This is a genomic window from Alkalibacter saccharofermentans DSM 14828, from assembly GCF_900128885.1.
In the GTDB taxonomy this organism is placed as follows: Bacteria; Bacillota; Clostridia; order Eubacteriales; family Alkalibacteraceae; genus Alkalibacter; species Alkalibacter saccharofermentans.
In genome coordinates, this window is sequence record NZ_FQTU01000001.1 from 79,735 (window position 1) to 105,283 (window position 25,549).

Below are 25,549 nucleotides of genomic sequence, written 5' to 3' on the forward strand. Positions count from 1 at the left end.
TAAACATGGTATTTGAAGGACTCAGTTCAAAACTGCAAGATACATTCAAAAAGCTTAAGGGAAAAGGCAAGCTTACTGAAAAAGATATAAAAGAAGCTACTAGGGAAATCAAACTGGCTCTACTTGAGGCGGATGTCAACTTTAAGGTGGTCAAGAGCTTCGTGAAAAACATAAACGAAAGAGCTCTGGGAGCAGATGTTTTAAAAAGCCTTACGCCAGGACAGCAGGTAATAAAGATAGTCAACGACGAATTGACTTCACTTATGGGGGGGCAGCCTGTAAAGCTAACCTATTCTCCAAAGGGAATGACGGTTTTAATGCTCGTTGGTCTTCAAGGTGCGGGCAAGACAACCACTGCGGGGAAACTAGCTGCATATATTAAAAAAGAGTCAAAAAAAGTATTGCTGGCAGCTTGTGACGTATATAGACCGGCAGCTATCAAACAGCTACAGGTCATCGGCAAGCAGGTTGATGCCGAGGTTTTTGCGGATACTGAAGAAAAGAATCCCGTGGTGATTGCCGAGAAAGCTCTCAAATACGCCAAGGAACATTTTTATGACGTGGTTATATTTGATACTGCGGGACGGCTTCATATAGATGAAGCTTTAATGGACGAGCTTGTCCAGATAAAAAAATCAGTAACTCCGGATCACATCATACTTAACATAGACTCTATGACAGGACAGGAAGCAGTAAACGTAGCCGAGACTTTTAATGAAAAGATAAGTCTCTCCGGTGTGATACTTACCAAGCTGGACGGAGATACAAGAGGCGGTGCGGCATTGTCGGTGGCATCAGTTACCGGAAAGCCCATTTTATTTGCCGGTATGGGAGAAAAGCTTACTGATCTTGAAATTTTTTATCCTGACAGAATGGCTTCAAGAATCCTAGGAATGGGTGATGTGCTGACTTTCATAGAAAAGGCGCAAGCCGATTTCGATGAAGAAAAAGCCTTGGAGCTACAAGAAAAAATCAGGAAACAGACATTCACTCTCGAAGATTTCAAGCAGCAGCTCTCACAAATGAAAGATATGGGATCCTTTAAAGATATTTTGGAAATGATGCCAGGAGCGGGTAAAAAAGCTCTTAAGGGAATAGATCTGGATGAAAAGGAATTTACACGTTCCGAAGCCATAATCAATTCCATGACTCCGGAAGAAAGAAATAATCCGGGAATCATAAATGCAAATAGAAGAAAAAGAATAGCCGCAGGATCAGGTACGCGGGTTCAGGATGTCAATAAACTACTGAAGGGCTTCGAACAATCTAAAAAGATGATGAAACAATTCAGCGGTTTGAATAATAAAAAACATGGGAAATTTAAATTTCCATTCATGTAGAATTTTAAGGAGGTGAAAAAATGGCTGTTAAAATTAGATTAAAGAGAATCGGTGCTAATAAAAAACCCTTTTATAGAATTGTAGTTGCAGATTCAAGATCTCCAAGAGACGGCAAGTTCATTGAGGAAATCGGATATTTCAATCCGCTGACTGAGCCTGTTGAATTTAAGGTGGAAGATGAAAAGGCAAAAAAATGGTTGGCAAACGGTGCACAACCGTCTGACACCGTTAAGGCATTGTTCAAAAAGAATGGAATTATCAAGTAATAGATATATTCCCGGAGGTGTCTTTTTTGAAAGAATTGGTTGAAATTTTGGCAAAATCACTGGTGGATCATCCTGAAAAGGTTGAAGTCACTGAGACAAAGAGAGACCATACAATTATTCTAGAGTTGCATGTATCTCCAGATGACATGGGTAAAGTCATAGGCAAGCAGGGTAGGATAGCGAAAGCTATAAGAACTGTTGTCAAGGCAGCTGCAACGAAAGAGAATAAGAGGGTAGTTTTAGAAATTATCCAATAAAATAAGTCAGGTTTATCCTGGCTTATCTTTAATTGAAATCAAAGATAAGCAGGGCGGTGAAATCCTTGAGTGAAAAAGATAATTTAGTAATAGGAAAAATCGTAGCTTCCCATGGCATAAAGGGAGAGGTTAAGGTGATGCCTATAACCGACGACATGCACAGATTCGACGACTTGGAAGAAATAATCGTCAATACTGATGGAGTCAAAAAAAATCTTTTGATTACAGGCATCAGATATCACAAGAACATGGTCCTGATCACATTCGCAGATATAAAAGATAGAAATGGCGCGGATAGGCTAAAGGACAGCTTAATTGAAATAAGCAGAGAAGATGCACCACCCCTTCCCGAAGGAAGGTACTACATCGTAGATTTGGTAGGCATAGATGTATTTGAAGGCGATATAAAACTGGGAGTACTCAAGGATGTTCTACAGACAGGAGCAGCAGACATTTATATAATAGATACACCTACAAAACAGCTAATGCTGCCGGCTACTGAAGAAAATATCTTGGATATTGATATTGAGGAAGGCAAAATGAAGGTATCAATCCCTGAAGGCCTTTGGGATCTATGAGATTTATAATCCTCACGATTTTTCCTGATTTTTTTACTTCCTTCATGGAAAGCAGCATAATTAAGAAAGCCTTGGAAAGAAATCTAATCGAAGTAACAATCCTAAATATCAGGGACTTTTCGAAGAACAAGCACCAAAAAACCGACGACTACCCTTTTGGGGGAGGACCGGGAATGGTAATGACTCCTCAGCCAATTGCAGATGCTATAAAGCATGCAAAGATATTAAGTCCCGAGAGTAGGGTGATATACTTTACCCCTAAGGGAAGAGTATATGCCCAATCAGATGCTATGACATTTGCCCATGATAAAACTGACTTGATACTGCTGTGTGGCCATTACGAAGGAGTGGATCAGCGTATTCTCGATAAATACGTGGATCAAGAGATTTCAGCAGGGGATTTCATCTTGACGGGAGGCGAGATCCCGGCAATGTTGGTAGTAGATTCTGTTTCAAGGCTTTTAGAAGGGGTATTGGGCAATGAGGACAGCTCGGCTGACGAGAGTTTTTCGAAGCATCTCCTGGAGTTTCCCCAATATACAAGACCAAGGGTCTTTGAGGGAATGGAGGTTCCAGAGGTTCTCACAAGTGGCAACCATAAGGAAATCGACAAATGGCGATTGGAGATGTCAGAAAGTGAGACAGAGGCCAAAAGGCCTGATTTATACAAAATGTACAAAAAAGAAGAGGATAAATGATTGTTATTTGATTGTTAATATGCTATAATGTGTTGTGTTATCTCAGGCGGTCCTCTGCTGAAGGCAAGAACGTCCAGAAAGGGAGGAGGTAAAGACATGAACATAATTAGAGAAATTGAAAATGAGCAACTGAAACAAGAAATTCCTCAGTTCAACGTAGGCGACACCCTTAAGGTGTATGTTAAAGTAGTTGAAGGCAAAAGAGAGAGAATCCAGCTTTTCGAAGGTACAGTTTTGAAAAGACAAAACGGCGGAGTCAGAGAGACTTTTACTGTTAGAAAAATTTCTTCAGGTGTAGGTGTAGAGAGAACTTTCCCTTTACATTCACCAAGAATCGATAAAATCGAGGTTTCAAGAAAAGGTAAGGTAAGAAGAGCTAAATTGTTCTACTTAAGAGAAAGAATTGGTAAGGCAGCTAAAATCAAGGAAAAAATGTAACATCCGGGGACTGGCAACAGTCCCATTTTTTATAGGATTACTTAAGGAAGTGAAGGTCGTGAGTGAGCTGAATATCCACGGTAAAAAAAATAAAAGTGATTTGAGAGAATGGATTGAATCCGCGTTGGCGGCGATTGCCATAGCTCTAGTATTGAAATTTTTTGTTTTTGAGTTTGTTCTGGTTGAAGGCAGTTCCATGAACCCAACGCTTAATGATGGAGACAGGCTCATAGTTACAAAACCCCAGTATTACTTTAATGATCCCGCCTACAGCGATGTTATAATCATGCACTACTCTGGGGATGTGGAGTTTGTAAAAAGAATCGTGGCAGTAGGTGGCGACACGGTTGAAATCAAGGATAATGTACTTTACGTAAATAAAGTTGCAATAGATGAGGATTATACAGATGAATCGACCGTACCTGATTTCCCGGAAACAGTAGTTCCTGATGGGACTTATTTTGTTTTGGGAGACAACCGAGACAACAGCAGGGACAGCAGATTCCCTGATGTAGGATTTATAAAAAGGGATGACGTAGTAGGCAAGGTCTTCTTCAGGATTTATCCCTTCAGTGAAATAGGTAGGATAGAGTAGGTGATAATATGGATATACAATGGTATCCGGGACACATGGCCAAGACAAAAAGGCTGATTAGCGAAAATTTAAAATTAATAGACATAGTAATTGAACTGGTGGATGCTAGAATACCTGTGAGCAGCAGAAACCCTGAGGTGGACGGACTTGTAGGCGGCAAGAAGAAAATAGTGGTATTAAATAAAACCGACCTTGCTGACCCTGAAATCAATAAGCTTTGGGAACAGCACTACAAGGATGCAGGCCAACCCTACGTATTCGTAGATTGCATTAAGGGCAAAGGCATAAAGGAGCTTATCGCAAAGATCAAGCAGGTTATGAAGCCTGTTATGGACAGGGATAAGAAGAAGGGCCGGATGAATCGTCAAATAAAGTGCCTGATCCTGGGCATACCAAATGTAGGAAAATCAACACTGATAAATACTATCGGTGGCAAGTCCACGGCCAAAACTGGAAATATCCCCGGGGTCACAAAATCAAATCAGTGGATCAAGGTAAGCAGTGATATTCTTTTGCTTGATACACCTGGAATTCTATGGCCTAAATTTGATGATGAAGTAATTGGTTTGAAGCTTGCATGGATTGGCTCCATCAAGGAAACCATCTACGACAGGGAAGAAGCGGCATTAAAATTGATTGGATACCTTAGGGAAGCATACCCTGAAAAACTCCACGATAGATACAAGATAGAATTTGACGAAAATACCACTGACTTGGAGATAATGGACAAGATCGCACTAAAAAGAAAGCTGTTGGCCAGGGGCGGAGAGATAGATTATGCAAGGACTTCAGAGATGATTATGGACGAAATAAAGAAGACTACCTTTGGGAAAATATCTTTCGAGTGGCCTATGGAGCAGTTATGAATTTCGCAGACATGTCGGTTGGAGACATCAAAAAAACTATTGCGGCTTTGAGCGATGCTGATTGGATCGAAGCGGCAGCGGTGTTGAAAAATGATCACCGGAAAGGCGTGCAATCAATCGGTAAAAGCCTTGAACGAAGACTTAATGACTTTAACCTGGAAAAAAATCGCATCATGGAAATGAAAGAAACCGAAGAGAGGTACCGCAGACAAGGCCTTAATCTTATTGCGGGAGTTGACGAGGTAGGAAGAGGTCCCTTGGCAGGGCCGGTGGTTAGCTGTGGCATTATTTTGACCTCCGATTGCGATATTTTGCATATAAACGATTCAAAAAAAATTTCAGCGGAAAAAAGAAAAGCATTATTTGAAGAACTTAAAAAAAATGCTGTATCCGTGGCGGTAGGGGTTGTAAGCCCTGAAACCATAGATGATGTAAACATTCTGAATGCAACAAAAAAAAGCATGTATCTTGCATTGGAACAATTAGATCCTAGTCCCCAGGCAGTCTTGATCGATGCTGTAAGGTTGGAAGACCTTGACATAATTCAGGAATCCGTTATAAAAGGGGATGAAAAATGCTACTCGATTGCCGCTGCAAGCATCGTAGCAAAAGTGGTCAGAGACAAGATTATGGAGGACTATCATGAAGAATATCCTCAGTACAATTTTCTAAGCAACAAAGGCTACGGCACCAAGGAACATTTAGAAGCAATCAAAAGGTATGGGCTTTCACCCATTCACAGAAGGTCATTTTGTAAGAATTTCATCTAAGCAACTCTATGTCACAAGATCTGGAGGTCCAATGAGCTACAATAAGGAAAAGGGCGCTATGGGAGAAAATTTGGCAGCAGATTATCTTAGAAAGCAAAATTACAAGATTTTAAAAACAAATTACCGCAGCAAGGCAGGAGAGATAGACATTATTGCTAAAAATAATGATGACGTAGTCTTCGTAGAAGTTAAGACCAGAAGTTCCACCGACTACGGCAACCCCGGTGAAGCGCTGTCAAAATCGAAGAAAAGGCACATCGTGAAGACCGCCATGCATTATCTGATGGAGATGGATGATTTCAGCAATAATTATCGATTTGATGTCATAGAGATACTTCCCGGTGAGGTCAACCACATAGAAAATGCTTTTGGATTAAATTGGTAGATATTAAAATATTGTTTACTTACATAAAGAAAAACACAAGCTCAGGCGCCTATGCGCCTGAGCTTGTGTTTTGTGCAAAACCAGTATTTTGTTAAAAAACCTCCCAGTATTTCCTGTCTAGGCTTCTGTACTGAATGGCTTCTCCTATATGCCTTCCGTCGATGCCTTCCCTGCCGTCCAAATCTGCTATTGTACGGGCGAGCTTGATAATCCGGTGGTATGCCCTAGCGCTTAAATTCATGGCCTCAAAGGCATCCTTCACAAGGGATTTTGCTTCCTTGTCCATTGAACAGTATTTTTTTATTTGAGAAGCGCCCAGCTGGGAGTTGAAAAAAATATTTTCGTTTTTATATCTATCCAATTGGATATCACGTGCTCTGTTTACCCTTTCTTTTATGGACAAGGAAGATTCTTCTTCAGCATCGTTTTCCAAATCCTCGTATGCAGTCCTTTTTACTTCTATGTGTATATCGATCCTATCCAGCAAGGGTCCGCTGATCTTGTTCAAGTAGTTTTTGATTTGCCTTGGGGTGCACTGACAGTTGTGGGTCTCGTCTCCGTAGTAGCCGCAGGGACAAGGGTTTATGGAGCTGACAAGAAGAAAGGAAGCGGGATATGTAAGCGTCGCATTCACTCTTGAGATATTTACGAACTTGTCTTCCATTGGCTGTCTTAGAACCTCTAGAGCAGACTTTTGGAATTCAGGCATTTCATCAAGGAACAAAACGCCGAGATGAGCAAGGGAGACCTCTCCTGGTTTTGGCACCTGACCGCCTCCAATCAAACTGATTTTTGAAATTGTATGATGTGGGCTTCTGAAAGGGCGCTCTGTAATCAAAGATCTGCCCTTTAGCATCCCGGATATGCTGTAGATTTTTGTCGCTTCCAATGCTTCTTCAGGTGAAAGGGGAGGAAGGACAGAGGGGAACCTTCTTGCAAGCATGGTTTTTCCCGACCCGGGAGGACCTATCATTATTATGTTGTGGTAACCGGCAGCTGCGACTTCCATGGCACGTTTTACGTGATTTTGACCTTTGACATCGGAAAAATCAAAGCTGAAATCTGTATTATTCTCTAAAAGCTCTGCCAGGTTTGAAGAATAAGTTTCTATTTCCCTCATACCGCAAACGTGTTCTATCGTCTGCATCAAATTTTTGGCAGGATGGATCTTTATCCCCTCCACCAATGAGGCTTCCCTTGCATTTTCCCAGGGGATGACTGCTGAAGAGAAGCCCTTGGCCTTTGCTTCCAGGATCATCGGCAAAATGCCTCTTACGGGTCTAATCTCTCCTTTAAGGGAGAGCTCGCCTATGAATATTGTTTTATTAAGATCTATTTCAGGAGAAATTTCCTCGCTGGCTGTGAGTATGCCCATTGCTATGGGAAGATCATACCAAGGACCTTCCTTCTTTATATCCGCAGGAGCAAGGTTTATCGTTATCCTTTTCATGGGATATTTAAACCCGTTGTTTTTTATTGAGGAAAAAACTCTTTCCTTTGATTCCTTTACGGCTGTATCGGGTAAACCAACCAGTGCATATGAGGGAAGCCCTTTAGAAATATCTGCTTCCACTTGTACCATAAAACCGTCTATTCCTAGTACTGAACAACTATAGATTTCTGATATCATCTTATCACCTCACAGTCTATTATATCGAATAGATAACAAATATGCTATAATATAACATTATAAACAACTAAATGGATGAAATGGATGTGATAAGATGAATGATAAAATTTATGCCTTATGGTTGAATCTTATCAAAGACGTTCCCATGTCAACATTATATGATCTGGTGGATTTTTTCGGGAGCCCTGAAGATGTATATTATGCCAGTGAGGCAGATCTGGCAGAGAATGGGTTGATGGATGAAAGCACTTTAAGAAAATTTTTAAGTCATAAAGAAATAGACATGGATTCATATATCAAAAGCCTTGAAGAAAGCAATATCGAAACAGTGACTGTTTTAGATGATAATTATCCCGCCAATCTATCGGAGGTCCTACATCCCCCATTTGCTCTCCACTACAAGGGGATATGCGGAAAAGACTCTTTCAAGAACTCGTTGGCTATTGTAGGTTCAAGAAAAGCTACAGTCAACGGCCTTAGGAACACATTTGAAATGGCAAGTGAAATTTCTTCATGTGGAATATCGATTATTAGCGGTCTAGCGAACGGAATAGACACAAAGGCTCACGAAGGCGCCTTGAAAGGAGGGGGAATTACCGCGGCCGTTTTGGGTTGCGGGGTGGATCGATGCTACCCACCGGAGAACAGATCTTTATATCACGAAATACTGGATAGCGGGGGAGGAATCTTTAGTGAGTACAGGCTGGGAGCGCCACCCCTGCCGTTACATTTTCCAAGAAGAAACAGGATAATCAGCGGGATGGCTCTTGGAGTACTGGTGGCAGAAGCGGCGCCTAAAAGCGGATCTCTTATTACTGCAAAATTTGCTATGGAGCAGGGCAGGGAGGTCTATGCCTTTCCTGGTGATATCAACAATAGAAACAGCAAGGGAACCAACTCCATGATAAAAGACGGCGCTAAATTGGTATTGCAGACTATGGACATAATTGAAGATATATTTCCCATGATGGAATTCAAGAGTGCCGAAAACCGTAATAGAGAGAAAAATTTATCTCAGGATGAAAAAATTCTTTTTGATCTGATAGAAAAGGGGTATAATACGCCTGACATGTTAATTTCAAAATCAGGCTTGACTCCTGCAGAAACTGGGTATTTTTTGACAAAAATGGAAATCAAACGCATGATTTCAAAGGATAGAAGCATCTATCATATTTTATGATAAGCTCATATGCCAGAATATTAGGGATTTTTGTTTTGGTTGAATAGTTAAATGCTTTCTGATATAATTTACAACTGTTAAATAATTTGAGGTGATTAAATGGCTAAAACGCTTGTAATTGTGGAATCTCCCGCAAAAGCTAAAACTATAAATAAATATCTGCCAAAGGGATATAAGGTGCAGGCCACAATGGGTCATGTACGTGATTTGCCGAAAAGCAAACTAGGAATAGATCTTGAAAACAACTTTGAGCCTAGCTATGTGACTATCAGAGGAAAAGGCGACATACTTAAGAAGATGAAAAGCGAAGCAAAAAAATCTGACATGGTATTGCTTGCCACTGACCCCGACAGAGAAGGAGAAGCGATATCCTGGCATATCGCAAATTATCTGAATCTGACTAAGGAAGGCTCAGCAAGAATTGAGTTTCACGAGATAACTAAAAATGCAATCAGAAACGCAATTAAAAGCCAACGGGAAATAAATATGGATATCGTGGATGCTCAACAGGCAAGAAGGATCCTTGATCGCCTTGTTGGATACAGCATCAGTCCTTTATTATGGAAGAAAATCAAAAAAGGATTGAGTGCCGGAAGGGTTCAGTCTGTAGCAACCAAAATAATAGTAGACCGTGAAAAAGAAATCATGGATTTCGTAAGCAGGGAGTATTGGACTCTTCAACTGAAGGTGGCAATAAAGGAAGATGGCAAGGATATATTTACTGCCAGATACCACGGTGTGGACGGAAAGAAAAAAGACATTGACTCCGAGGACGAACTAAAAGAAATCCTCGATAACCTGAAAAAAGACCCCATCTTGGTTACAGATGTCAAAAAAGGCAAGAAAAACAGAAAGCCCCCAAATCCCTTTACTACTTCAACTCTACAGCAGGAAGCCTTTAAAAAGCTCAACTTTTCTACAAAAAAGACCATGAGCCTGGCACAGCAGCTCTACGAAGGGCTTAATATAGAAGGTAAGGGCAGCGTAGGGCTTATCACCTATATGAGAACGGACTCTATAAGGGTATCGGATGAAGCAAAGGACAACTGCAGAGCGTATATAGAAGATAACTTCGGCAAGGAATATCTGGGGACTGATGTCAGAAAAAACAAAGCCAAAAATGTACAGGATGCCCACGAAGCCATAAGGCCTACATCCATGGAGTTTGACCCTAAACTCATTAAAAGCTCCTTGAAAAGGGACCAATACAGGCTTTACAAGCTAATATGGGATAGATTCACAGCTAGTCATATGTCAAACGGCGTCTATGACACAACTTCGGTAGATATAAGCTGTGGGAAGTATAGATTCAAGGCATCTGATTCCCAGCTGGTATTTAAAGGCTTTATGAAGGTATACGACGTTGAGGAAGAAGAGGATGATGAGAAGGACAAGGGCAAGGACAAGGAGCTGATTCCTGCAATCACCAAGGGGGACATCCTTGACATGAAAGATCTCATCAAGGAACAGAAGTTTACAAATCCTCCTCCAAGATATACTGAGGCAACCCTTGTAAAGACATTAGAAGAAAAAGGCATCGGAAGGCCCAGTACCTACTCCCCAACGATACAAACCATACTTGCAAGAGGATATGTGGAAAACATAGAAAAGAAGTTCCAACCTACAGAGCTTGGCATAATGGTCACTGAGCTAATGGAAGAGTATTTTTCACAGATCGTAGATTTAGACTTTACCGCCGATATGGAGGCCTCACTTGATAAAATAGCAGAGGGGGATACCAAATGGCAGGAAATAATTGGTTTTTTCTACAAGGATTTCGCTAAAGACCTGCAACATGCTGAAAAAGTTATGGAAAAGATCGTAATAGAAGATCCTGTGTCAGATGTTGAGTGCGACAAGTGCGGCAGAATGATGGTCATTAAGACCGGCAGGTACGGAAAGTTTTTAGCATGTCCGGGTTTTCCTGAATGCAGGAACACCAAAACAATAGTGGAGGATCTTGGGATTGCCTGCCCTGAATGCGAAAACGGCAGCATAGTCGCCAAGAAAAGCAAAAAGGGTAGGGTCTTTTACGGATGCACCAATTATCCTGAATGCAACTTCATGGTTTGGGACAAGCCGGTAAAGGATGAGAAGTGCCCTAAATGCGATTCTTTGCTGCTTCAAAAGGGCTACAGTAAGATGACTAAGACATACTGCTCCAACAAGGACTGTGACTACGTAAAAAAATAATCAGAGTTATGGATAAAGCTGAAAAGGCTCGTTTTCAAAGAAAATAGAGAACGAGCCTTTTGAATTTTTGCAAAAAGCAAAATATTCTGAAAAATCAATTGAATTTAAATAATGCTTATGTTAATCTTAAAATGATGATGAACACACAGATTGCGATCTCGTTGCGGGGTCGCATTTCGATTTTATAAATATAACGGGGTGATCATGTGTTGAGTCTTTTGGAAAAAATCAGAAAAGTAAATAAAGTATTGCAGCTTCCGGAAAAAAGCGACAGGCATTTTTCTAATCTAAGCGACATACTAAGCCAGGTAATGGTATGCAATGTCTATATAGCAAGCAAGAATGGGGATCTGCTGGGATATTCATTTGCAAAGGAATTTGAATGCGAACTAAATATAAAGACTCTTCAGGATCAAGGAACGAAGTTCCCTGAAGAATTCAACAAATATATAAATGAAATAAAAGAGACAGTTTCAAATAAAAAAGAGAATATACCGGGATGCGTATATGACAGGGTTGAAAAGTGCAAGTACGAAGACAGATTCTCAACATATGTGCCGATCAACAGCGGCGGTGAAAGATTGGGAACCTTGGTTCTTGCAAGGTTCAAAAAGGAATTTACCACCCAGGATCTAATATTAGCCGAAGTCTCGGCAACTGTTGTAGGGATGGAAATGATGAGGACTAAAAGTGAAGATCTGGAGAAGGAAGCCCGAAAAAAGACGATGGTTCAGATGGCTATAGCTACATTATCCTATTCTGAGATGGAGGCTGTAACCCACATCTTTAAGGAGCTGGACGCAGAAGAAGGACTTTTGGTCGCCAGCAAGATTGCTGACAGGGTAGGCATAACCAGGTCAGTAATTGTAAATGCTTTGAGAAAGCTTGAAAGCGCAGGAGTCATAGAGACCAGATCTCTAGGCATGAAAGGGACATATATAAAGATACTAAACTCACGGCTCATAGATGAACTAGAAAAATCTGACAATAAATGAAAGTAAAAAACATTTGATTTTATGAAGGCAATGTGTTAATATTTTTAGTGCACACAAAACACACATCTTCGGATGCAGATCAGGTGCCCCAAACGGGTGGATCGCGCAGAAGACGAAGGTGGAGGAAAAACCAGAGGAGGTGTAGCAATGTCATACGTATCAATGAAACAATTGTTGGAGGCAGGTGTTCACTTTGGACACCAAACAAGAAGATGGAACCCTAAGATGGCTCCTTATATCTTCACAGAGAGAAACGGAATATACATCATCGACTTGCAAAAAACTGTAGGTCTTATTGACAAGGCTTACGAATTTGTCAGAGACTTGGTCGAGGATGGACAGGACATCTTGTTCGTAGGAACAAAAAAACAGGCACAAGACGCTATCAAGACACACGCTCTTAGAAGCGGAAGCTACTTTGTAAACCACAGATGGCTTGGAGGAACTTTGACAAATTTCGCTACTATAAGCAAGAGAGTCAAGAGACTTCATAAGCTTGAGGAAATGGAGAATGACGGCACATTTGACGTTCTTCCAAAAAAAGAAGTAATCCAGCTTAAGAACGAAAGAGAAAAGCTTGAAAAATTCCTAGGCGGAATCAAGGACATGAAAGGACTTCCGGGAGCACTTTTCGTAGTTGACCCAAGAAAAGAAAGAATCGCAATCCTTGAAGCCAAAAAGCTTGGAATACCTGTAGTTGGAATCGTAGATACAAACTGCGATCCTGACGAGATAGATTACATAATTCCAGGAAACGACGATGCAATTAGAGCGGTAAACCTTCTTTCAGAAGCAATGGCAAATGCTGTTCTTGAAGGAAAGCAAGGCGTACAGCTTGAAGAAGCTGCTTCTGAAGAGGCGGCAGCTGTAGAAGTTGCAGAAGAAACAAAAGCTTAAGAGACTTATAGGGAGAAGACGGGGAGTACAACCCTCCTTCTTCCATTTTTATGTGAACGATATATATGCTTTACAATTTAAGGAGGTTAAAAAATGGCAACTGCGCAAATGGTTAAAGAGTTGAGACAAAAAACTGGTGCTGGAATGCTTGACTGCAAGAAAGCATTGGAAGCTTCAAATGACGATATAGAAAAGGCGATAGAATTCTTAAGAGAAAAGGGACTTGCTGCCGCATCTAAAAAGGCGGACAGAGTAGCGGCTGAAGGAATAGTCGAGTCTTACATCCACATGGGAGGAAAAATCGGCGTATTGGTAGAAGTAAACTGTGAAACTGACTTCGTTGCAAAAACTGATGATTTCAAAAACATGGTAAGAGACATTGCGATGCATATAGCAGCTACTAATCCTCAATTCCTTTCTCAGGACGAAGTTCCTTCTGACTTCATCGAAAAGGAAAAAGCTATTCTTACAGCACAGGCTTTAAACGAAGGCAAGCCTGAAAAAATCGTTGAAAAAATGGTTGAGGGAAGAATCAAAAAATATTACCAAGAGATATGTCTTTTAGACCAGCCTTTCGTTAAGGATCCTGACAAGACTATACAAGATATGGTAAACGAAAAAATATCTAAAATCGGTGAGAACATCAAGATAAGAAGATTCGCCAGATTCCAAATGGGTGAAGGCATAGAAAAGAAAGAAGAAAACTTTGCTGAAGAAGTTGCAAAGCAAATGAACGTGTAATATTTCAAGGGCACCTATTGCGTGCCCTTTTTTAACGTAATGCTTGAAGAATAAATATCTGACAATCGAAAATTAAGAACCTTGCCACGAGAATGTAAAATTGTACTTCAATAAACTTAAGGTAAGTGTTATATTATATAGAGGAGGTAGTGCCATGGAACCTAAGTATAAAAGAGTGATAATCAAATTAAGCGGCGAAGCTTTGGCAGGGGATAAAGGATTTGGTATAGACCCCGCTACGATAGCCGGGATATGTAAAAATATTAAGGAAGCAAAAGACCTAGGCGTCGAGATTGCCATCGTGGTAGGCGGCGGAAACATATTTAGAGGCCGTGACGGAGAGGGCATGGATAGAGCCACAGCAGATTACATGGGCATGCTGGCCACTGTAATAAACGCCTTGGCACTTCAGGACGCACTTGAAAATATCGGAGTGGAAGTAAGGGTACAGACTGCAATCGAAATGAAGGAGGTAGCTGAGCCTTATATAAGAAGAAAGGCTATGCGCCATCTTGAAAAAGAAAGGATCGTTATCTTTGCATCCGGGACAGGAAATCCATTTTTCTCTACCGATACAACAGCAGCTCTTAGAGCCGCTGAAATAGATGCAGAAGTAATAATGTCGGCAAAAAAAGTTGACGCAGTATACGACAGCGACCCCAAGTTGAATCCGAATGCTAAAAAAATAGACAGGTTAAGCTATATAGATGTTTTGAATAAAGGACTCAAGGTAATGGATTCTACTGCTATATCGCTTTGCATGGACAACAACATACCGGTTTTGGTATTTGGACTCGAGCAGCCTGAAAACATAGTAAAGGTACTTTGCGGCGAAAATATCGGGACAATAGTAGAGGAGGTAAACTGATGATAAAAGAGATTAAAAACGAAACCATCGAAAAGATGGACAAGGCATTGGCAAGTCTTAAATACGAGCTTAACTCTTTAAGGGCGGGAAGAGCCAATCCTAAGATACTAGACAGGGTTTCAGTAGACTATTATGGTGCAATGACTCCGGTCAACCAGCTTGCAAACGTAAGTGCTCCTGAGCCTAGAATGATAATCGTTCAGCCTTGGGATACAAATGCGCTGCCGCTGATTGAAAAAGCTATACAAAAATCAGATTTAGGCCTTAATCCTGGGAATGACGGCAAGATCATTAGGATCGTAATGCCTCAGTTGACTGAGGAAAGAAGAAAAGATCTGGTCAAGACAGCAAAAAAATTCGGCGAGGATTGCAAGGTCGCTATTAGGAATATAAGAAGACATGCCATACAGCAGCTCAAGGAACTGGAAAAAGAAGGCATGATAACTGAAGACGAGTTGAAGCAAGCAGAGGCTGATGTTCAAAAGATGACCGATGAAGAAACAAAAAAAGTCGATCAGACTATTGCTGCTAAAAATGAAGAAATATTGGAAGTCTAAAATCAAACACCCTGATGGGTGTTTTCTTCTAGACGAAATTAGCGAGGTGAAAACCTATGTCAAATAATTTATCCGAAAATCTGCCCAATCATGTGGGCATCATAATGGATGGAAACGGAAGATGGGCGAAAATGCAGAATAAACCACGGCTGTACGGACACAAGGCCGGAGTTGAAACCATTAGGGAAATAGTGAAGGTATCCTCAAGACTAGGTATAAAAGCTTTGACCCTTTATGCCTTTTCAACGGAGAACTGGAAAAGACCTCATACTGAGGTTGCCGGCTTGATGGGAATATTCAGCAGATACCTAAAAAAAGAAGTATCAGAGCTAAATGACAACAACGTAAAGCTTCGTATTGTTGGGGACATAGCCCCTCTTTCTCAGAAATTAAAGGAGCAGATTGCAGAATCAGAAAAACTGACTAAGGAAAATACAGGACTTGTCTTAAATATTGCGGTAAATTACGGTGGAAGATCTGAGGTTCTAAATGCTGTCAGGGAAATTGCGGAAATGGTCAAACAGGGAAGAATCGATCCTGAGGACATAAGTGAAAGCACTATTGAAGAAAATCTGTATACAGCTGGATTGCCTGATCCGGATTTTGTGATAAGAACCAGCGGTGAAATGCGGCTGAGCAATTTTTTAATATGGCAGTGCGCTTATTCCGAGCTTTGGTTCACGCCGGTCTTATGGCCGGATTTCACAGAGGAGATATTTCTTTCAGCTTTGGAGGAGTTTCAAAATAGAACAAGAAGATTTGGAGGGGTTTGATGAGTAAAAGAGTTCTGACAGCTGTTTTGGGCATGCCTCTTCTCATTTTGATAGTGTCAATTGGAGGTATGGCGTTGTTTTTGGCTGTAGCCGTTTTAGCTTCCATAGGACTATGGGAATACGCTGGTGCCATCAGAGACGATAAGGTAAGCTTGAATGCTTGGTTGTTGATTGTATTGGGGCTTTGCATGACATCTTCTTTTTATTTCTTCAAGGAATATACATTGGGAGTTTTGGTGTTTTCAGTAATGATTCTGGCAGGAAGGGATGTCCTTAAAGACAATACGAATATCTCGAATACCGCTTATGGGGTCTACGGATTGGTATACGCAACCTTTTTTTTGGGGCATCTCATTCTGCTTGAAGGCATGGAACAAGGCAGCCTTCTGATATGGCTGGTTTTCTTAATATGCTTCGGTACCGATACATTTGCTTACTTTGTTGGAATCAGATTCGGGAAAAACAGGCTGGCACCTAAGATCAGCCCTAAAAAATCAGTTGAGGGTTCTATCGGAGGTTTGGTGGCAGGTATCGTCCTGGCTTTGGTTTATGGGTTTTACCTAAATCATGCGTACCCGGGTGGCTTGTCCATTATCGGATACGGATTTATCGGCATGGTTGCGAGCGCAGTGTCTCAAATCGGCGATTTGGCTGCGTCGATGATTAAAAGACAATTTGGAATCAAGGATTTTGGAAATCTTTTCCCTGGGCATGGAGGAGTGCTGGACCGTTTTGACAGCATCATATTTGCATCCCCAGTGGTATATTACATGATTCTAATAATGACAGCCTGAGAGGTGATAAGGTGAATTTTTTTACAATTGCAGTATCCATATTGATATTTGGGTTTTTGATAGTAATACATGAGTTCGGACATTTCATAGCAGCAAGGATGTCTAAGGTAAAGGTACTGGAGTTTGCCATTGGAATGGGGCCCGTGCTTTTTTCCAAACAGGGGAAAGAGACGCTTTTTTCATTGAGGGCTATCCCTCTTGGAGGATTTTGCAGGATGCAGGGAGAGGATGAAAGCGACTATTCGGAGGGGAGCTATAATTCAAAGAGCAAGCTCTCCAGGATACTGATACTCTCTGCAGGTGCGGCCATGAATATAATTGGATGCATAATCTTGCTCACGGCGGTATTTTTCATAATAGGGATACCCACAGCCACCATCGATGAGGTTCAGATAGGGTATCCGGCTTATGAAGCAGGAATGGCGTCGGGAGACAAGATACTCTCTATAAATGGTGAAGGGATAGATTCTTGGGACGATATAAACCTTGCCCTTGACGAGAGCCGGGAATCTGATTATGGGATAACCCTGGACCGAGAGGGAGAAATTATAGAGATTCAGTTGACTTCATATTTAGACACCGAGCTCGACAGGTACAGGATAGGAATAACTCCGGCTCGAGAAAAAACCATACTGGGGTCTTTGTCAGGAGGAATAACCCAGTCCTATATGTATACCAGATTGATGTTCTCCGCTATTGGCGCATTGATTGCCGGGAATGCATCTACGGGAGACCTTATGGGACCAATCGGAGTAGTGGGCATAGTAGGTGAAACAGTTCAGTACGGAGCTGTGGCGCTTTTGAATTTAGCAGCCATAATCAGTTTGAACTTGGCGATTTTCAATCTGTTGCCGATTCCTGCTCTAGATGGAAGCAGAATAGTTTTCGTCCTGATAGAGTGGATCAAAGGTTCCCCGGTGAACCCCGAAAAAGAAGGAATGGTACATTTAATAGGTTTTGTAATTCTTATGGCTCTTGCATTATTTATAGCCTACAACGACATATTGAGGCTTAACTGATTAATAATCCCTGAGAATGTAAATGAGGAGATAAAGTGATTAAAAGAGAATATACCAAAGTAATAAACGTAGGAAATGTCAAAATAGGCGGGGGGAACCCAATTGCCATACAGAGCATGACCACAACGGATACTAGAGATGTGGCATCTACCGTGAATCAAATAAAAGACCTTGAGAAAGCGGGATGCGACATCGTCAGAGTAGCTGTCCCTGATATGGAAAGCGCAGAGGCTCTGAAGGACATAAAAAAGAATATATCTATTCCCTTAGTGGCAGATATACATTTTGACTACAGGCTTGCCTTAAAATCCATTGAATGCGGAATCAGCAAGCTTAGGATAAATCCCGGAAATATCGGTGATGAAAAACGAGTACAGGAAGTCGTTAGGTCCGCAAAGGAAAATGGCATACCTATCAGAATCGGGGTCAATGCAGGTTCGGTGGGCAAAGAGCTTCTAAAAAAATACGATGGAAAAATAAGCGGAGAAGTGCTTGTTGAAAGCGCCGCAAATCACATAAAGATACTTGAAGACATGGATTTTACCGACATAGTCGTATCAATTAAGGCTTCCGACGTTTTAATGAGCGTCAAGGCCTATGATCTTTTTTCAAAAAAATACGACTACCCCCTGCATATAGGGATAACCGAGTCGGGAACTCCATTTAGAGGAACTATCAAGTCTTCTGTAGGGCTGGGAATCATACTCAATATGGGAATTGGCGACACCATGAGGGTTTCCCTCACAGGAGACCCGGTAGAGGAAATCAAGGTAGCCAGGGAAATACTTAAGTCTCTAGGTCTTTTTAGGAAGCCGGATATCGAGTTCATTTCTTGTCCCACATGCGCAAGGTGCAAGATCGACCTCATCAGATACGCCGCAGAAATTGAAAAAGCGGCGGCCGGGATAGAAAAGAAAATCAAGGTAGCAATTATGGGATGTGCTGTCAACGGCCCCGGAGAGGCAAGAGATGCCGATATAGGCATAGCCGGAGGGGATAAAAAAGCGATACTGTTTAAAAAGGGCGAAATCATCAGAACTATTGATGAAAATGACATAGTAAGTGAGATGATTAGGGAAATCAAGGAATTCAAGGTGATTTAATGCAAGGAAATCTGGAAATTTTGGATATCGTATTAAGGATAGCATTATCAATACTCTTTAGCGGCTTGGTAGGTCTGGAACGTGAAAAAACCAAAAAACCGGCTGGACTTAGGACGCACGTACTGGTTTCTGTAGGAGCAACTGTAGTTATGCTAACAGGCATAGCTCTAGCCGGGGATTATCAGGATATCAGCCCGACGGATCCATCTAGAATGGGGGCTCAGGTAATAAGCGGGATAGGTTTTTTAGGCGCAGGCACCATATTAAGATCCGGGTTTGATGTCAGAGGCCTCACCACAGCTGCGACTATATGGGCGGTAGGATGCATTGGTCTGGCTATCGGAGCAGGTTACTATGAAATAGCCCTAGCTGCTTCAGCGGCTGTTTTTATAATATTGAGAGCTTTTTCACACATCAATTTGAAAAAGTACGATATGGCAAAAATCTATTCCATTGAAATGGAGTTTAACCTAGATTTCGATCCGGACAAGCTATACAAGGATATAGATAGTGACGAATTTAAGATACTTGATTTTCAGCTGAGGGAAAAACATGTAAAGTTGACCGTACTAAAGCACCCTCAAGACAAGGAGTTCAGTATTTTCAATTACTTGTCCAAGGAGGATGTGGCTTTTATTAATATCAAGAGTGAAACAGGTGTATAAAATGCTAAATGATAGTGAAAATATTAAGAAATCCATAGGAGAGGTTCTTTCCCGGGAGGCCTTTGAGATTAAAAGGGTTGAAGTAGCCAGAAAGAAAAGCCGATGGACATTGTACGTAAATCCCTTAAAGGATACGGATCTTGATAAAATCCGCATAGACCTTGAAGGGATTTTGAACAATCAGGTAGAGATTCAGTTGATTCCTGTAAAGTCGGATGATCGATATATTGGAGATTCCGAGAAGGATGATATCAAAAAATGGATAAAATCAAACTATCCGGAAGTGCTGCTTACTGCAAACAATTGGGTAATAGAACCCGGTAAAATCAGAATACCCCTTATTCACAAATCCGACTGTGAGAATATGACAGAAACGGATGCTCCCCAAAAATTGAGAAGATGGTTTGGCGAGAAGACCAAAATCAATGTGGAATTTTCCTTTTGTCCCATGGACGGACTGCAGGAGCTCAGTGAAGAAATCGAATCAGAAAAGAAAAAGGTAAATAGCTTTGAAACAAGACAGAAACCCTCCGGCACCAAACCATTGGCCAACAGACCCATGGAGGCTTCCACGATACTTGGCAGAAAAATCAAGGATGCCCCAATCCCAATGAACGAAGTCTCCTCGGATCAGGATGTGGCAATCAGAGGGAAAATCTTTAAGATTGACCAAAAGGAAATCCGAAACAATATGACTATCGTCACCTTCAATATAACGGACTACACCTCATCTTTGACATGCAAGTCTTTCTTAAACGAAGAAAAGACAAAAAAGGTCATGTCATCAATCAGCGAAGGTTGCTGGCTGAAGGTGAAAGGGAAAATCCAATTTGATACTTTTGCCAGAGAGAACGTGCTTATAGTCAGTTCAATAGAAAGCCAATGGGTGGAACCGAGAAAGGATGAAGCCGAAACCAGACGGATAGAGCTTCATGCCCATACACAATACAGCTCGATGGACAGCGTGGCGAAGCTTTCCAAGCTTATAGGAACTGCATCTGATTTCGGACATAAGGCAATAGCCATCACGGACCACGGAGTATTGCAGGCTTATCCCGAGGCTATGGAGCTAGCGGCTAAAAAAGATATCAAAGTTATCTATGGAATGGAAGGATACCTTGTAGATGACAATAAAAACTCCAAATGGGGGGAAGGAGACGGCCCGCTTGACGGATGCTTTGTGGTATTTGACCTAGAGACTACAGGCTTATCTGCCAAAAACAGTGAGATCATTGAAATAGGAGCTGTCAAGGTAAACAACGGTCAAATCGTAGAAACCTACAATTCATTTGTTCGTCCAAAAGCAAAGGTGCCCCTTAAGATTACAGAGATAACCGGAATTTCTGATGAGATGGTAAGAAATCAGCGGGAGATCGACGTCGTAATGGAGGAGTTTTTAAGCTTTGCAGAAGGCAACATAATGGTTGCCCACAACGCAAGATTTGACATATCCTTCATAGAAGCATTCTGTCGAAAGCTGGGCATTGAAAAGAAATTCACAGTAATAGACACTCTGTCTTTGGCAAGAAACGCTTTAACCGATCTGGGCAGGTTCAACCTAAAGAGCCTCTCCCGGTATTTCAAGATTGATTTGAAAAACCATCATCGTGCCAGCGACGACGCCATGGCCACGGCCAAGGTGTTTATCAAGCTTGTGGGAATAAGCATGGACAAGGGTGCCAAGACAGCAGATGATCTAAACCATGTATTCGACAGCGAGCAGGCTATAAAGAAGATGGACACTGCCCACATAATAATACTCGTTAAGAACCAAACAGGCCTTAAAAATCTTTACAAGCTGGTATCCATGAGCCACCTTAGGTACTTCTACAAAAAACCCAGAATTCCCAAAAGCGTATTGGAAAAATACCGGGAAGGCTTGATTTTAGGAAGCGCATGTGAAAGCGGCGAGCTCTACAAAGGAATATTAAACGACAAATCGGAAGATGACATCGAGAAGATCATCGAATTCTACGATTACCTGGAGGTTCAACCTCTCGGCAACAATGCTTTTTTGCTGGACAAGGGAATCGTAAACAACGAAGAAGAACTTAAAAATATCAATAAACGAATAATTGCCCTTGGAGAAAAATATGGCAAACCTGTGGTTGCTACAGGGGACGTCCACTTTGTGGATAAAGAGGATGAGTGCTTCAGGAAGGTCTTGATGTGCGGTCAAAAGTATGACGACTTTAATAGACAGCCGCCCCTTTACTACAGGACTACTCAGGAGATGCTTCACGAGTTCTACTATCTAGATGAACAAAAGGCTCGTGAAATTGTTATCGAAAATCCAATAAAAATTTCAGATATGATCGATAACGTGCTGCCCATACCAAATGGAACATTCCCTCCTATAATAGAGGGGTCCGATCAGGAGATCAGAGAAATGATCGTTGCCTACGCCAAGGATAAATATGGAGATCCTCTTCCCGAGGTTGTTGAAGCCCGGGTAGACAAGGAGCTTAACTCCATAATAAGCAATGGCTATTCTGTATTGTACCTTGTTGCCCATAAACTAGTGAAAAAATCCCTGGAGGACGGTTATCTGGTAGGCTCTAGAGGTTCAGTAGGGTCATCTCTGGCGGCTACATTTTCCAATATTACAGAGGTAAATCCACTTTCTCCTCACTACGTTTGTCCAAAGTGCAAAAACAGTGAATTTTACGACAGCTCTCAGATTGGCTCGGGACCGGACCTTGAGGACAAGCTGTGTCCGAAATGCGGCAGTGAATACATAAAAGATGGCTTTGACATTCCTTTTGAGGTGTTTCTTGGATTCGAAGGGGACAAGGAGCCGGATATAGATTTAAACTTCTCCGGGGAATACCAGCCCACCGCCCATAAATACACCGAAGAGCTATTCGGAAAGGGCAACGTATACAGAGCAGGCACTATTTCTACTATCGCAGAGAAGACAGCCTTCGGTTTTGTAAAAAACTATTTGGAGGAAAACGGATGCCTGATCACAAATGCGGAGATCGATAGATTGGTTGATGGGTGTACCGGGATAAAAAGGACTACGGGCCAGCATCCCGGTGGAATCATGGTGGTTCCTTCAAATAAAGAGATATACGATTTCTGCCCCATACAAAAGCCGGCAGACGACGTAGACAGCACGACTACCACCACACATTTTGATTATCATTCTATAAGTGGCAGGCTTTTGAAGCTGGATATCCTGGGTCATGACGATCCTACCGTGATACGTATGCTTGAAGACCTGACGGGTCTTGATGCAACTAAGATTCCCTTGGACGATTCAGAAACTATGAGCCTTTTCACTTCCACCAAGGCACTGAAGCTGGTTGACGGGGATATAGGATCCACAGTGGGAACTTATGGGATACCTGAATTCGGGACAGGATTTGTAAGGGAGATGCTGGTGGCTACCAAGCCCTCTGCATTTTCAGACTTAATAAGAATATCCGGTCTTTCTCATGGAACGGACGTTTGGCTTAACAATGCTCAAGAGCTCATAGCAAATAAAACGGCCACCATCAAAGAAGTCATCTGTACCAGGGATGACATAATGGTTTATCTCATACATATGGGTCTGCCCAGCAAGAAGGCCTTTAATATTATGGAAAAGGTAAGAAAGGGCAAGGGCTTAAGCGATGAAGACGTAGCCCTTATGAACCAGCATGATGTTCCCCAGTGGTATATTGATTCCTGCAACAAGATTAAATATATGTTTCCAAAGGCCCATGCCGTCGCATATGTGACAATGGCCTTTAGGATAGCCTACTTTAAGGTTCACCACCCCCTTGCTTATTACGCCACATATTTTAGTGTAAGAGCTGATGACTTTGACGCCCACCTGGCGGTACAGGGAAAAGACAGGGTCAGAAAGGCCATTAGAGAGATCAAGGAAATAGGCAACGGAGCAACTGCCAAGGATAAATCCAAGATTACTGTCCTGGAGCTCATACTGGAGATGCTCTGCAGAGGTTATGACTTCCTTCCGGTCAGCTTGTACGAATCACATTACTCAAAGTTCATCATAAAGGATGGAAAGCTGCTGCCGCCATTTAACGCCCTGGAAGGAATCGGGCTTAAGGCGTCTCAAAATGTGTACGAATCAGCAAAGAAAGGCTCATTCATATCCATAGAGGACCTCCAGGCAAGAACCAAGCTAAGCAAGACGAACGTGGAAACCCTGCTTAAGCACGGAACCATCAACGAATTGCCACAATCCAACCAGATAAGCCTGTTTTAAAGGTACTTGAAAAAAAAATGAGAGTATGATATGATTAACAGTAACAATTTGAGTTTACTTTTCGAAGAGTGGGAAAAACCCGCTCTTTATTATTTGATACGGGAGGTTTTGATATGGCGAAGAAAAAAACGGATGAATTCGTATTCGATTTGTCCGAGCCCATAGCGGAAGAATTGGGGGTTGAACTTGTGGATGTGGAGTTCATTAAGGAAGGACAAAACTGGTTTTTGCGCCTATACATAGACAAGGACGGGGGAGTGAACCTGGATGACTGCCAGGCCTTCAGCAGCAGAATAAACGTATTGCTGGATGAAACTGATCCCATTTCTCAAAGCTACTTTCTGGAGGTCTCGTCACCGGGTCTTGACAGGCCACTAAAGAAAAAGGCGGATTACGACAGGTACAAGGGGAAGATGATAGAGGTCAATCTTTATGCCCAGATAGAAGGAAGCAAGTACTACAAAGGTATAAACGGCGGGATCGAGGATGAGGTGCTAACCTTGTTCTTAGAAGAAGATAAAGTGATTAAGATCCCTGTCAAATCGATAGGAAGCGCAAAACTGTATTTTGAATTTTAAATTAGAAGCCATATAATGATAACGGAGGTTTACAAACAAGATGAATAAAGATTTTATTCTTGCACTGGATTCAGTGGAAAAGGAAAAGGGAATAAAAAAGGAAGAGCTGATAGATGCCATAGAAGCAGCGATAGCATCTTCTTACAAAAAAAACTACGGCAGCTCCCATGAAATCAAGATAAACATAGACAGGGAGACTGGAGAAATAAACGTACATGCTTTAAAGGAAGTAGTTGAAGAGGTATTTGATCCCAATATCGAAATCACATTGGATGATGCCAAGCAGATTTACGATGGATATCAACTTGGAGATTTAGCAGAGATAGAAATCAAGCCTAAGAACTTCGGAAGAATCGCAGCACAGAATGCAAAGCAGCTGGTGGTGCAGCGAATCAAGGAAGCTGAAAGAAACATCATCTTCGACCAATTCTCCGAGCGTGAGGACGAGATCATAAACGGAGTTATCCAAAGAAAAGAAAAAAACAACATATATGTGGATCTTGGAAAAACAGAAGGGATATTGATGCCAAACGAGCAGGTTTCAGGAGAAGATTATTCCCAAAACAAGCGAATTAAGGTGTACGTCCTTGAAGTTAAAAAAACCACTAAGGGACCTCAGATCATGGTATCAAGAACCCATCCCGGACTTGTAAAAAGATTGTTTGAAAACGAGGTTCCAGAAATTTATGACGGCGCTGTCACTATAAAGTCTATATCAAGGGAAGCCGGTTCCAGAACTAAAATAGCTGTATCAGCTGTTGAATCCAATATAGATCCTGTAGGATCATGCGTAGGACCCAAGGGAATAAGGGTTCAAAATATTGTTGACGAGCTAAATGGCGAAAAAATTGATATAATTAAATGGAGCGATGATCCCAGAGAATACATCGCTAGTTCTCTGAGTCCTGCGAAGGTGTTAAGAGTGGACGTAAATGAGCTTGAAAGATCGGCACTGGTTATAGTGGATGATTATCAACTGTCTCTTGCTATAGGAAAAGAAGGACAAAACGCGAGACTGGCAGCAAAGCTTACAGGGTGGAAGATCGACATAAAGAGCAAGTCCCAAAGTGAAAACATGGAAGAGATCGATCAAATCGCCAGCGATCTGCTTGACGATCTGGATCTATAACAGATTGGAGGGATT

General features: G+C 41.7%; 26 protein-coding genes. 25 read left to right on the forward strand and 1 reads right to left on the reverse strand.

Annotated features, from left to right (window positions below):
- Positions 1-5 precede the first annotated feature (5 nt).
- From ffh to BUB93_RS00465, 10 genes are all read left to right on the forward strand, one after another.
- Complete coding sequence (ffh, locus tag BUB93_RS00420) at positions 6-1,340, forward strand: signal recognition particle protein (RefSeq protein ID WP_073269092.1); 1,335 nt, start codon at positions 6-8, stop codon at positions 1,338-1,340.
- A 20-nt stretch (positions 1,341-1,360) separates the two neighbouring features.
- Positions 1,361-1,606, forward strand: coding sequence for a 30S ribosomal protein S16 (gene rpsP, locus BUB93_RS00425; RefSeq protein ID WP_073269093.1), 246 nt, complete (start codon positions 1,361-1,363; stop codon positions 1,604-1,606).
- A gap of 26 nt (positions 1,607-1,632) precedes the next feature.
- The gene (locus BUB93_RS00430; RefSeq protein WP_073269094.1) at positions 1,633-1,863 is read left to right on the forward strand and encodes a KH domain-containing protein; all 231 of its coding nucleotides are present in this window, start codon (positions 1,633-1,635) and stop codon (positions 1,861-1,863) included.
- A gap of 65 nt (positions 1,864-1,928) precedes the next feature.
- Entirely contained in the window at positions 1,929-2,441 is a 513-nt protein-coding gene (gene rimM / locus BUB93_RS00435) for a ribosome maturation factor RimM (RefSeq protein WP_073269095.1), read from the forward strand.
- Entirely contained in the window at positions 2,438-3,139 is a 702-nt protein-coding gene (trmD, locus tag BUB93_RS00440) for a tRNA (guanosine(37)-N1)-methyltransferase TrmD (protein WP_073269096.1), read from the forward strand. Before rimM ends, trmD begins: the two co-directional genes overlap by 4 nt.
- A 96-nt stretch (positions 3,140-3,235) precedes the next feature.
- Positions 3,236-3,577 (forward strand): 50S ribosomal protein L19, encoded by a 342-nt coding sequence (rplS, locus tag BUB93_RS00445; protein WP_073269097.1) that lies wholly within the window; start codon positions 3,236-3,238, stop codon positions 3,575-3,577.
- Between the two features lie 58 nt (positions 3,578-3,635).
- Complete coding sequence (gene lepB, locus BUB93_RS00450) at positions 3,636-4,172, forward strand: signal peptidase I (protein WP_242945263.1); 537 nt, start codon at positions 3,636-3,638, stop codon at positions 4,170-4,172.
- An 8-nt stretch (positions 4,173-4,180) separates the two neighbouring features.
- Entirely contained in the window at positions 4,181-5,038 is an 858-nt protein-coding gene (gene ylqF / locus BUB93_RS00455) for a ribosome biogenesis GTPase YlqF (protein WP_073269098.1), read from the forward strand.
- Complete coding sequence (locus BUB93_RS00460) at positions 5,035-5,808, forward strand: ribonuclease HII (RefSeq protein ID WP_073269099.1); 774 nt, start codon at positions 5,035-5,037, stop codon at positions 5,806-5,808. The genes ylqF and BUB93_RS00460 overlap by 4 nt, the downstream gene beginning before the upstream one ends.
- 31 nt (positions 5,809-5,839) lie before the next feature.
- Entirely contained in the window at positions 5,840-6,193 is a 354-nt protein-coding gene (locus BUB93_RS00465; RefSeq protein WP_073269100.1) for a YraN family protein, read from the forward strand.
- Positions 6,194-6,284: 91 nt separating this feature from the next.
- Here BUB93_RS00465 and BUB93_RS00470 read toward each other — a convergent pair whose 3' ends face one another.
- Entirely contained in the window at positions 6,285-7,823 is a 1,539-nt protein-coding gene (locus BUB93_RS00470) for a YifB family Mg chelatase-like AAA ATPase (RefSeq protein WP_073269101.1), read from the reverse strand.
- Between the two features lie 94 nt (positions 7,824-7,917).
- Between BUB93_RS00470 and dprA the strand changes: the two genes are divergently transcribed.
- The 15 genes from dprA to nusA all read left to right on the forward strand — a co-directional run bounded on the left by dprA (position 7,918) and on the right by nusA (position 25,534).
- The gene (gene dprA, locus BUB93_RS00475; RefSeq protein WP_073269102.1) at positions 7,918-9,003 is read left to right on the forward strand and encodes a DNA-processing protein DprA; all 1,086 of its coding nucleotides are present in this window, start codon (positions 7,918-7,920) and stop codon (positions 9,001-9,003) included.
- A gap of 99 nt (positions 9,004-9,102) precedes the next feature.
- On the forward strand, positions 9,103-11,196 hold the full coding sequence (gene topA, locus BUB93_RS00480) for a type I DNA topoisomerase (RefSeq protein ID WP_073269103.1): 2,094 nt from the start codon (positions 9,103-9,105) through the stop codon (positions 11,194-11,196).
- Positions 11,197-11,402: 206 nt separating this feature from the next.
- Complete coding sequence (gene codY, locus BUB93_RS00485) at positions 11,403-12,191, forward strand: GTP-sensing pleiotropic transcriptional regulator CodY (RefSeq protein WP_073269104.1); 789 nt, start codon at positions 11,403-11,405, stop codon at positions 12,189-12,191.
- 147 nt (positions 12,192-12,338) lie between these two features.
- Positions 12,339-13,088 (forward strand): 30S ribosomal protein S2, encoded by a 750-nt coding sequence (gene rpsB / locus BUB93_RS00490; RefSeq protein WP_073269343.1) that lies wholly within the window; start codon positions 12,339-12,341, stop codon positions 13,086-13,088.
- Between the two features lie 93 nt (positions 13,089-13,181).
- Positions 13,182-13,829: a translation elongation factor Ts gene (tsf, locus tag BUB93_RS00495; RefSeq protein ID WP_073269105.1), complete on the forward strand. Its 648-nt coding sequence runs from the start codon at positions 13,182-13,184 to the stop codon at positions 13,827-13,829.
- Between the two features lie 154 nt (positions 13,830-13,983).
- Positions 13,984-14,697 carry a UMP kinase gene (pyrH, locus tag BUB93_RS00500; protein ID WP_073269106.1) on the forward strand — a complete coding sequence of 238 codons (714 nt, stop codon included), beginning with the start codon at positions 13,984-13,986 and terminating at the stop codon, positions 14,695-14,697.
- Positions 14,697-15,254 (forward strand): ribosome recycling factor, encoded by a 558-nt coding sequence (gene frr, locus BUB93_RS00505; RefSeq protein ID WP_073269107.1) that lies wholly within the window; start codon positions 14,697-14,699, stop codon positions 15,252-15,254. Before pyrH ends, frr begins: the two co-directional genes overlap by 1 nt.
- 56 nt (positions 15,255-15,310) lie before the next feature.
- Positions 15,311-16,027, forward strand: coding sequence for an isoprenyl transferase (locus BUB93_RS00510; protein ID WP_073269108.1), 717 nt, complete (start codon positions 15,311-15,313; stop codon positions 16,025-16,027).
- Complete coding sequence (locus BUB93_RS00515; protein WP_073269109.1) at positions 16,027-16,821, forward strand: phosphatidate cytidylyltransferase; 795 nt, start codon at positions 16,027-16,029, stop codon at positions 16,819-16,821. Before BUB93_RS00510 ends, BUB93_RS00515 begins: the two co-directional genes overlap by 1 nt.
- A gap of 11 nt (positions 16,822-16,832) precedes the next feature.
- Complete coding sequence (gene rseP / locus BUB93_RS00520) at positions 16,833-17,840, forward strand: RIP metalloprotease RseP (protein WP_073269110.1); 1,008 nt, start codon at positions 16,833-16,835, stop codon at positions 17,838-17,840.
- 38 nt (positions 17,841-17,878) lie between these two features.
- Positions 17,879-18,943, forward strand: coding sequence for a flavodoxin-dependent (E)-4-hydroxy-3-methylbut-2-enyl-diphosphate synthase (gene ispG, locus BUB93_RS00525; RefSeq protein WP_073269344.1), 1,065 nt, complete (start codon positions 17,879-17,881; stop codon positions 18,941-18,943).
- Positions 18,943-19,608: an MgtC/SapB family protein gene (locus BUB93_RS00530; protein WP_073269111.1), complete on the forward strand. Its 666-nt coding sequence runs from the start codon at positions 18,943-18,945 to the stop codon at positions 19,606-19,608. Before ispG ends, BUB93_RS00530 begins: the two co-directional genes overlap by 1 nt.
- Positions 19,568-23,827, forward strand: a complete 4,260-nt coding sequence (locus tag BUB93_RS00535) for a PolC-type DNA polymerase III (protein ID WP_200789369.1) — start codon at positions 19,568-19,570, stop codon at positions 23,825-23,827. The genes BUB93_RS00530 and BUB93_RS00535 overlap by 41 nt, the downstream gene beginning before the upstream one ends.
- A gap of 113 nt (positions 23,828-23,940) precedes the next feature.
- Positions 23,941-24,405: a ribosome maturation factor RimP gene (rimP, locus tag BUB93_RS00540; protein ID WP_073269112.1), complete on the forward strand. Its 465-nt coding sequence runs from the start codon at positions 23,941-23,943 to the stop codon at positions 24,403-24,405.
- Between the two features lie 40 nt (positions 24,406-24,445).
- Complete coding sequence (gene nusA, locus BUB93_RS00545; RefSeq protein WP_073269113.1) at positions 24,446-25,534, forward strand: transcription termination factor NusA; 1,089 nt, start codon at positions 24,446-24,448, stop codon at positions 25,532-25,534.
- The last annotated feature ends 15 nt before the right edge of the window (positions 25,535-25,549 follow it).